The sequence below is a fragment of the Hydrogenophaga sp. genome (assembly GCF_041633695.1).
Taxonomy (GTDB): Bacteria; Pseudomonadota; Gammaproteobacteria; order Burkholderiales; family Burkholderiaceae_C; genus Hydrogenophaga.
The window spans coordinates 1-8293 of sequence record NZ_JBFJMY010000174.1 but is presented as its reverse complement, the minus strand read 5'-3'; the positions used below and the strand labels follow the sequence as shown (position 1 = coordinate 8293).

The 8293-nt window shown below is 61.9% G+C and carries 7 protein-coding genes; all 7 read right to left on the bottom strand.

Features of this window, described 5'->3' with window-relative positions:
• Window positions 1-1115 (bottom strand): enoyl-CoA hydratase-related protein (locus ABYB95_RS12175; protein ID WP_372658817.1); only part of this gene is annotated, 1115 nt, incomplete at its 3' end.
• 230 nt (window positions 1116-1345) lie between these two features.
• Complete coding sequence (locus ABYB95_RS12170; protein ID WP_372658816.1) at window positions 1346-2041, bottom strand: ABC transporter ATP-binding protein; 696 nt, start codon at window positions 2039-2041, stop codon at window positions 1346-1348.
• Window positions 2042-2055: 14 nt separating this feature from the next.
• On the bottom strand, window positions 2056-2838 hold the full coding sequence (locus ABYB95_RS12165) for an ABC transporter ATP-binding protein (protein ID WP_372658815.1): 783 nt from the start codon (window positions 2836-2838) through the stop codon (window positions 2056-2058).
• Window positions 2838-4130, bottom strand: a complete 1293-nt coding sequence (locus tag ABYB95_RS12160; RefSeq protein ID WP_372658814.1) for a branched-chain amino acid ABC transporter permease — start codon at window positions 4128-4130, stop codon at window positions 2838-2840. Before ABYB95_RS12160 ends, ABYB95_RS12165 begins: the two co-directional genes overlap by 1 nt.
• Before the next feature lie 3 nt (window positions 4131-4133).
• Window positions 4134-5168, bottom strand: coding sequence for a branched-chain amino acid ABC transporter permease (locus ABYB95_RS12155; protein ID WP_372658813.1), 1035 nt, complete (start codon window positions 5166-5168; stop codon window positions 4134-4136).
• 204 nt (window positions 5169-5372) lie between these two features.
• Window positions 5373-6608, bottom strand: a complete 1236-nt coding sequence (locus tag ABYB95_RS12150; RefSeq protein ID WP_372658812.1) for a branched-chain amino acid ABC transporter substrate-binding protein — start codon at window positions 6606-6608, stop codon at window positions 5373-5375.
• Window positions 6609-6728: 120 nt separating this feature from the next.
• Window positions 6729-8293, bottom strand: a 1565-nt coding sequence (locus ABYB95_RS12145) for a 3-(methylthio)propionyl-CoA ligase (RefSeq protein WP_372658811.1), incomplete at its 5' end; no start/stop codon positions are given.

The window sequence follows — 8293 nt, the reverse complement described above, 5'->3', positions numbered from 1 at the left end:
GTGGTGGTCAACATCGCCATGCGCTGCTCGTACTTGTCGGCTTTGAGCTTGCCCTTTTTCACCTGGGCTTCGTAATTCTTGCGGATGGTGGCGATGCCACGGTCCAGCGCTTCTTGCTTCATCTCCAACATCTTCACCGGGATACCGGCGTTGAGGAAGTTCATGGCAATGCCGCCACCCATGGTGCCCGCGCCGATGACGGCGATGGACTTGATCTCGCGTTGCGGCGTATCGGCAGGTACGTCCGGGATCTTGGACGCGGCACGTTCTGCGGTGAACAGATGGCGCAGCGCGCGGCACTCCGGCGTCCACATCAGGTTGATGAAGATGTCGCGCTCGGTCACCATGCCGACGTCAAACTTCTGCTTGGTCGCGGCTTCCACGGCATCCACGCACTTGGCGGGCGCCGGAAAATTCTTGGCCATGCCCTTGACCATGTTGCGCGCGAACTGGAAGTAGGCGTCGCCCTTGGGGTGTTTGCACGGCAGGTTGCGCACCAGCGGCAGAGCGGAGCCATCGGCGTGCTTGGCCGCCACTTCTTTGGCGAAGGCCATCGCTTCTTCGGCCAGCGATTCGGGCGATTGGGCCAGCTTGTCGAACAGCTTCTGACCCGGCACGCTGGCCAGCAGTTCGCTTTTGACCGGCTCGCCCGAAACGATCATGTTGAGCGCGGCTTCCACGCCCAGCACGCGTGGCAGGCGTTGTGTGCCACCGGCGCCGGGAATCAGACCCAGCTTCACTTCGGGCAGGGCCACGCTGCAACCGGGTGCGGCGATGCGGTAATGACAACCCAGCGCCAGCTCCAGACCTCCGCCCATGGCCACGCTGTGCATGGCGGCCACCACCGGCTTGCTGGTGTTTTCCACCGCCAGAATGACGCTGAGCAGGTTGGGCTCTTGCAGCGCCTTGGGGGTGCCGAATTCGCGGATGTCGGCGCCGCCCGAGAACGCACGGCCAGCGCCGGTGATCACGATGGCTTTGACAGCGGGGTCCTTTTCAGCTTGTTCCAGACCGTTGGTGATGCCTTGGCGGGTCGAAAAACCCAGGCCGTTCACCGGCGGGTTGTTCATCGTGATGACGGCCACGTCACCGTGAACCTGGTATTCAGCGGTCATGGATGCTCCTTGAGATGTGATGGAAATTAGAAAAGAACGATCGTTCGATTCTAGGAAATTTAGCGCGCCTGACAAGGCCCGGGTGTCTCCCGCTTGTCTCACCGCCTGCGCAGCGGGCAGCCGATCGGCGCCGGGCCAGCCCCGACCCTGCGACCCCAGCGCACATCATGCACCCGTGGTCGCCTTGACGCCATGTCTGGCGTCAAGGACTGCATGAACCACGGCTCCGCTCAGACCTCCAGCCACTCCTTGCGGGTGTAGGGGTCGGCGCGCAAGCTGTCGGGGGTGCCGCTGAACACAATGCTGCCGTGGCCCATGACCAGCGCCCGGTCCGAAATGCTCATGGCGATGGTGAGCTTTTGCTCGATCAGCAGCACGGAAATGCCGCGCACCTTGAGTTTGTGCAGGTATTGCCCCACCAGCTCCACGATTTTGGGCGCCAGACCTTCGGTGGGTTCGTCGATGATGATCAGGTCGGGGTCGCCCATGAGGGTGCGGCACAGCGTGAGCATTTGCTGCTCACCGCCCGAGAGCACGCCCGCCTCCGTGTGTTGCCGCTCCTTCAGGCGCGGAAACATGGTGTACATGTCATCGAAATTCCAGCGCCCTTCCTCCTTGGAACTCTTTTGCCCCAGCAGCAGGTTCTGGTGCACCGTGAGCTTGGGGAAAATATCGCGGCTTTCCGGCACGTAACCGAGTCCGAGGTGGGCGATCTGGAACGGCTTGAGGCCGAGTATGTCTTTGCCGTGCCAGGTGACACTGCCTTTGGCCTCCACCAGGCCCATGATGGCCTTGGCCGTGGTGGAGCGGCCCGAGCCGTTGCGCCCGAGCAGCGCCACGATCTCGCCCTTGCCGACCTGGAACGAGACGCCATGCAGCACATGGCTTTTGCCGTAATAGGCGTGCAGATTCTGAATATCGAGCATGTGAGTTCTTCTCCTCAGTGGCCGCTGGCCGACGCTTCGTCGTGCCCGGTGCCCAGGTAGGCCTCTTGAACCGCGGGATTGGAGCGCACCGCCTCGGGTTCGTCAAAGGCGATCACCTCGCCATACACCACCACCGCGATCTTGTCGGCCAGGCCGAATACCACGCCCATGTCGTGCTCCACCGTCAGCAATGTTTTGCCCACCGTGACCTCGCGGATCAGCTCGATGAAGCGGCTGGTTTCGCTTCTGCTCATGCCCGCTGTGGGCTCGTCGAGCAGGATCACGTTGGCGCCGCCCGCGATGGTGATGCCGATTTCCAGCGCACGCTGCTCGGCGTAGGTCAGGTTCATGGCGAGCACGTCGCGCCGGCGGTCCAGCTTGATCATCTCCATCAGCTGTTTGGCACGGTCGTTGGCATCGTCCAGGTCGGCGAGAAACTTCAAGAACGTGTAGCCATAACCGAGGCTCCACAACACGCCGCAGCGCAGGTTCTCAAACACGCTGAGCTTGGGGAAGATGTTGGTGATCTGGAAGCTGCGGGAGAGGCCAGCACGGTTGATCTCGAACGGCTTTTTGCCGTCGATGCGTTGGCCATTGAGCAGCACTTCGCCGCCCGTTGGTTCAAACCGCCCCGAAATCAGATTGAACAAGGTGGACTTGCCCGCGCCATTGGGGCCAATGATGGCCACCCGCTCCCCTGCTTTCACCGCCAGGTTCACGCCACGGATGATCTCGGTCTTGCCGAAACTCTTGCGCAGGTCTTTCAGTTCCAGCGCGTATGTTGATGGTGCCGGCATCACTGCAACTCCCTCCGCTTGATTTCCTTTTCGATGTACTCCTGGATCTCACCCCATTCGCGCAGAAAAGCCCGGCGCGTGAGCTCGAAGAGACCGAGTCCCGTCAGCATGACCAGGCTTGCGCCAAACCAGCTGTCCAGCCTCGCCACGTCGAGTGGAATTCCCAGAAAGCGCAGTTCAGACCCCAGCGTGGTGTTGAGCTGCAGGTGGTAGACCATCTCGATCATCGCCCCCGCACCCAACAGCATCACCATCGCCGTGCCCGCCAACGCCAGGTAGCTCACCCAGAGTTCGCGCAGCCGTCCAAAGGCGGCCACACGCAGGTTCATCATGATCAAACTGGCAATGCCACCGGGTGCGTAGATCACCATGAACAAGAAGATCAGGCCCAGGTACAGCAGCCAGGCCTTTGTGAACTCGGAGAGCAGCACGAAGGCCAGCACCATGAGCACGCCACCGATGATCGGTCCGAAGAAGAACGTGGCACCACCCAGAAAGGTGAACAACAGGTAGGCACCGGAGCGCGCTGCGCCCACCACCTCGGCGGTGACAATTTCGAAGTTCAGCGCACCCAGGCCACCCGAGATACCGGCAAAAAAGCCCGCAATGATGAAGGCAAAGTAGCGCACCTTTTGCGTGTCGTAGCCCACGAACTCCACGCGTTCGGGGTTGTCACGCACCGCGTTCAGCATGCGCCCCAGTGGCGTGCGGGTGAACGCGTACATGGCCGCCACCGCGACGAAGGTGTAAGCGGCAATGAGGTAGTACACCTGCACCTGGGGCCCGAAGGTGACGCCCATGACCGCTTTGCCCACCATGCGGTTGCCCGACACGCCACCCTCGCCTCCGAAGAACTCCGGAATCATCAGCGACAGCGCAAACACCAGCTCGCCCAGACCCAGGGTGATCATGGCAAACGTGGTCCCCGACTTGCGTGTGGTGACGTAGCCAAACAGCACCGCAAAGCACACGCCTGCCAGCCCGCCCGCCAAGGGGACGAGCGACACCGGAATGGGCAAGGAGCCGTCCCCGACACTGTTGAGCGCGTGTATCGCCAGAAACGAGCCCAGACCGGTGTACACCGCATGCCCGAAGCTCAGCATGCCGCCCTGACCGAGCAGCATGTTGTAAGACAGGCAGGCAATGATGGCGATACCCATCTGGGACAACACCGTGCGGGCCAAGCCGCTGGTGAACACCATGGGTGCGACAACGAGCAGCAATGCGAACAGACCCCAGGTGAGCCAGCGGCCCACGTTGAGCGGTTTGAATGTGTAGTACTTGGTGGTCATGGTTCAACTCTCACGCTTGCCGAGCAGCCCGCGTGGCCGGAAGATCAGGATCAGGACCAGAAAGAGGTACGGCAGGATCGGCGCCACCTGCGACAGCGTGAGCTTGACGTAGGAGTTGTTGGCCACCGCGTCCGACAAGGGCAAACCAAGCTGCTGCGCCAGTGTCAGCAGCGAATACTCGAAGGCCACAGCGAAGGTCTGGATGATGCCGATCAGCAGCGACGCGACAAAGGCGCCGGACAACGAGCCCATGCCGCCCACCACCACCACCACAAAAATGACCGAACCGACGGTGGCGGCCATGGCCGGTTCCGTGAGAAAAGTGCTGCCACCAATCACACCGGCCAAGCCAGCGAGCGCGCAGCCCGCGCCAAACACCAGCATGAAGACACGCGGCACGTTGTGCCCCAGTGATTCCACCGCATCGGGGTGGGTCAGCGCGGCCTGGATCACCAGACCGATACGCGTGCGCGTCAGCAGCAACCACACCGATACCAGCATCACCAAGGCCACGAGCATCATGAAGCCACGGGTTGCGGGAAACGGCGAGCACACCACGCGAACCGCCGCGTCCGCCGCACTGCACAACTCGGGCGCCGCAGCCCCCCAGCGCATGCTCAGCCCATCGACGGAGTTGTTGATGAGCGTGAAGACCGGCCCCTGCAGCTGTTCGGCCGGGTGGAACTCCACCGCAATGCGGCCCCACACCAACTGCACCAGCTCGACGATGACATACGACAGACCAAAGGTCACCAACAGTTCTGGCACGTGACCGTACTTGTGAACCTTGCGCAAGCACTGGCGCTCGAACGCAGCGCCAAGCAAGCCGACGACGATGGGCGCCAGGAAAAGAGCGGGCCAGAAGCCGACCATTTGGGCAATGGTGTAGCCCACGTAGGCACCCAACATGTAGAAGCTGGCGTGCGCAAAATTCAGCACGCCCATCATGCTGAAAATCAGCGTGAGCCCGGAACTCAGCATGAACAGCAAGAGCCCGTAGCTCAGCCCGTTCAGCATCGAGATGATGAAAAACTCCATTCCGTCACCTTCCCCATCGTTGAAAAATAAAAGAGCCCGATACGGTAACCCGCTCGGGCTCTTGGACATGCATGCGTCTCTCGATCAACGCACGACCCGCAGCGCCAGAAGCCACCCAACCCAGAGACAACGCGGAGCCGGCTCTGCCGGACCGCTGTTGTCGCCCCTTAGATGGGGTCGCGCAAAGCGCGGCGGGGTTGCCCCTTATCCAGGGCGCTTCATCTGGCAGCTGGTCGGCGTGCTCGACACATAGTTCGGGTACTCCGCCACAGGCACCATGGTCATGCCGGTCTTCTCAGGGCTGTAGGGGTACTTGGCGCTGGCCTTCTGCCACACCGACATGTACAGCGGCTGCTGCAACTGGTGGTCCACCTTGCGCATCTGGACTTCGCCGTTGAAGCTCTTGACCGTCAGGCCTTCCAGCGCAGCGGCCACTTTGACCGGATCGGTGGACTTGGCCTTGGCCATGGCCGCACCCAGCATTTCGAAGATGCGGATCGTGGAGCCGGTGTAGAAGTCGTCGTTGTACTTGGCGTTGAACTCCTGCATCCACTTGTCCATCTGCCCACCCATGTTGTAGTGGTTGTAGGCGATCTGGTAGACACGGCCTTCGCCGTTGGTGCCCAGCGCCGTGGGCGTGCCGGTGACACCTGCGTAGTAGGTGAAGAACTTGCCGGTGTAGCCGTTTTCGTTCGCGGCCTTGATCAGCAGCGACAGGTCGGACCCCCAGTTGCCGGTGATCACCGTGTCGGCGCCAGAGGCTTTGATCTTGGCGATGTAGGGCGCGAAGTCACGCGTCTGGGCCAGGGGGTGCAGGTCTTCACCGACGATCTGGATGTCCGGGCGCTTGCGTGCAAGCGCTGCCTTGCCGAACTTCACGACCTGGTGGCCGTGTGAGTAGTTCTGGTTCAGGAAGTAGACCTTCTTGATGTCGGGCTGCGTGGCGATGTAGCTGGACATGGCCTCGATCTTCATCGAGGTGTCGGCGTCGAAACGGAAGTGCCAATAGCTGCACTTGTCGTTGGTCAGATCCGGATCCACAGCCGAGTCGTTGAGGTAGATGACCTCTTTGCCGGGGTTGCGGTCGTTGTGCTTTTGCACCGCATCGGACAGCGCCAAGGCCACCGAAGAACCGTTGCCCTGGATGATGTAGCGTGCGCCCTGGTCGATGGCGGCCTTCAAGGCGTTCAGGCTTTCGGTCGGGCTGAGCTTGTTGTCGATGGGTGTGACCTCGAAATTCACGCCAGCGGGGTTGCCTTTGCCGCTGAATTTTTCAGCGAAGAATTGGTAGCCCTTGATCTGACTCACTCCCACCGGCCCCAACAGACCCGTCAACGGGTCGATGCGCACCATCTTGACGGTCTCGCCCTTCTGGGCAAACGAAGCACCGGCGGCAACCACCATGGATGCGGCGGCAATCAACTTCACGATCAGTTTCATTCCAATGTCTCCTTGTTGACGAATCGAACCCATGCAGCGTAAAGGCATCGGGCGCCATACCCCGTAGGGGATTGCCCGGGTTACCTATCGCGCAGGCGACAAGAGGTGCCCGGACCGCTCTCAAAGCCCGGGCAATACGTAGTCTTTGAGCTGCTGGCGCAAGGTCATTTTTTGCATTTTTCCGGTGGCGCCCAGGGGAATCGCCTCGACAAACACCACGTCGTCGGGAATCTGCCATTTGGCGATCTTGCCTTCGTAGTGGGCCAGCAGTTCCTCGCGTGTCAGCTCCTTGCCCGGTTTTTTCACCACCACCACAATCGGCCGCTCGTCCCATTTGGGGTGCTTCATGCCGACGCAGGCCGCCATGGCCACCGCCGGGTGCGCCATGGCGATGTTTTCCACGTCGATGGAGCTGATCCATTCGCCGCCCGACTTGATCACGTCCTTGCTGCGGTCGGTGATCTGCATGAAGCCATCGGCGTCGATGGTGGCCACATCGCCAGTGGGGAACCAGCCTTTGCCCGCGGCATCCAGCACCAGCGGGTCACCGCCCTCGCCTTTGAAATAGCTGGTGATGATCCAGGGCCCACGTACCAGCAAATCGCCGTAGCTCTTGCCATCCCATGGCAGCTCCTGGCCGTCGGCATCGACGATTTTCATGTCCACGCCGTACACCGCGCGTCCTTGCTTCAGGCGCACCTGGGTCTGCTCTGCGGGCGAGAGTGCGAGCTGCGCATTTTTCAGCGTGCACACCGTGCCCAGCGGCGACATTTCCGTCATGCCCCAGGCGTGCAAGACCTCCACCCCGTAGTCGTGGTTGAAGGCTTCGATCATGGCCGGCGGGCAGGCCGAGCCGCCGATCACCGTGCTCTTGAGGGTGCTGAACTTCAAGTCGTTGGCCTGCATGTGGCCGAGCAGCATCTGCCACACGGTGGGCACACCTGCGGCCATGGTCACTTTCTCGGCCTCCAGCAGCTCGTAGATCGACTTGCCGTCCATCGCCGGGCCAGGAAAGACGAGCGCACAACCGGTGGCCGCCGCCGAATACGGCAAACCCCAGGCGTTGACGTGGAACATGGGCACCACCGGCAAGATGCTGTCGCGGGCACTCAGACACAGCGAGTCGGGCAAGGCGGCGCTGAAGGCGTGCAGAATGGTCGAGCGGTGCGAATACAGGGCGGCCTTGGGGTTGCCCGTGGTGCCACTGGTGTAGCACATGCTGGAGGCCGAATTTTCGTCGAACTCGGGCCAGTCGTAGTCGCTGGGCTGCGCACCGATCCAGGCTTCGTAACTCTGCAAACCCGGCAGGCCGCTGTCGGCGGGCAGTTTGTCGGCGTCGCACAAGGCGATCCAGTGTTTCACAGTGGAACACTTGGCCGCCACCGCCTGCACCAGCGGCAGAAAGCTCATGTCAAAACACACGGCCTGGTCTTCGGCGTGGTTGACGATCCAGGCCAGTTGTTCGGGGTGCAGGCGCGGGTTGAGCGTGTGCAGGACGCGCCCGGTACCGCTCACGCCGAAATACAGTTCCAGATGGCGGTAACCGTTCCAGGCCAGCGTGGCCATGCGTTCGCCAAACCCGACCCCGGAAGCTTCTATGGCGCGGGCCACCTGGCGCGACCGCCGGGCGACCTGCCCCCAGTTGGAGCGGTGGATATCCCCCTCCACCCGCCGCGAAACAATTT

Bases quoted from the DNA above. Each gene is read 5' to 3' on its own strand.
- ABYB95_RS12170 (WP_372658816.1), bottom strand. From the start codon at position 2,041: ATGCTCGATATTCAGAATCTGCACGCCTATTACGGCAAAAGCCATGTG.
- ABYB95_RS12165 (WP_372658815.1), bottom strand. From the start codon at position 2,838: ATGCCGGCACCATCAACATACGCGCTGGAACTGAAAGACCTGCGCAAG.
- ABYB95_RS12160 (WP_372658814.1), bottom strand. From the start codon at position 4,130: ATGACCACCAAGTACTACACATTCAAACCGCTCAACGTGGGCCGCTGG.
- ABYB95_RS12155 (WP_372658813.1), bottom strand. From the start codon at position 5,168: ATGGAGTTTTTCATCATCTCGATGCTGAACGGGCTGAGCTACGGGCTC.
- ABYB95_RS12150 (WP_372658812.1), bottom strand. From the start codon at position 6,608: ATGAAACTGATCGTGAAGTTGATTGCCGCCGCATCCATGGTGGTTGCC.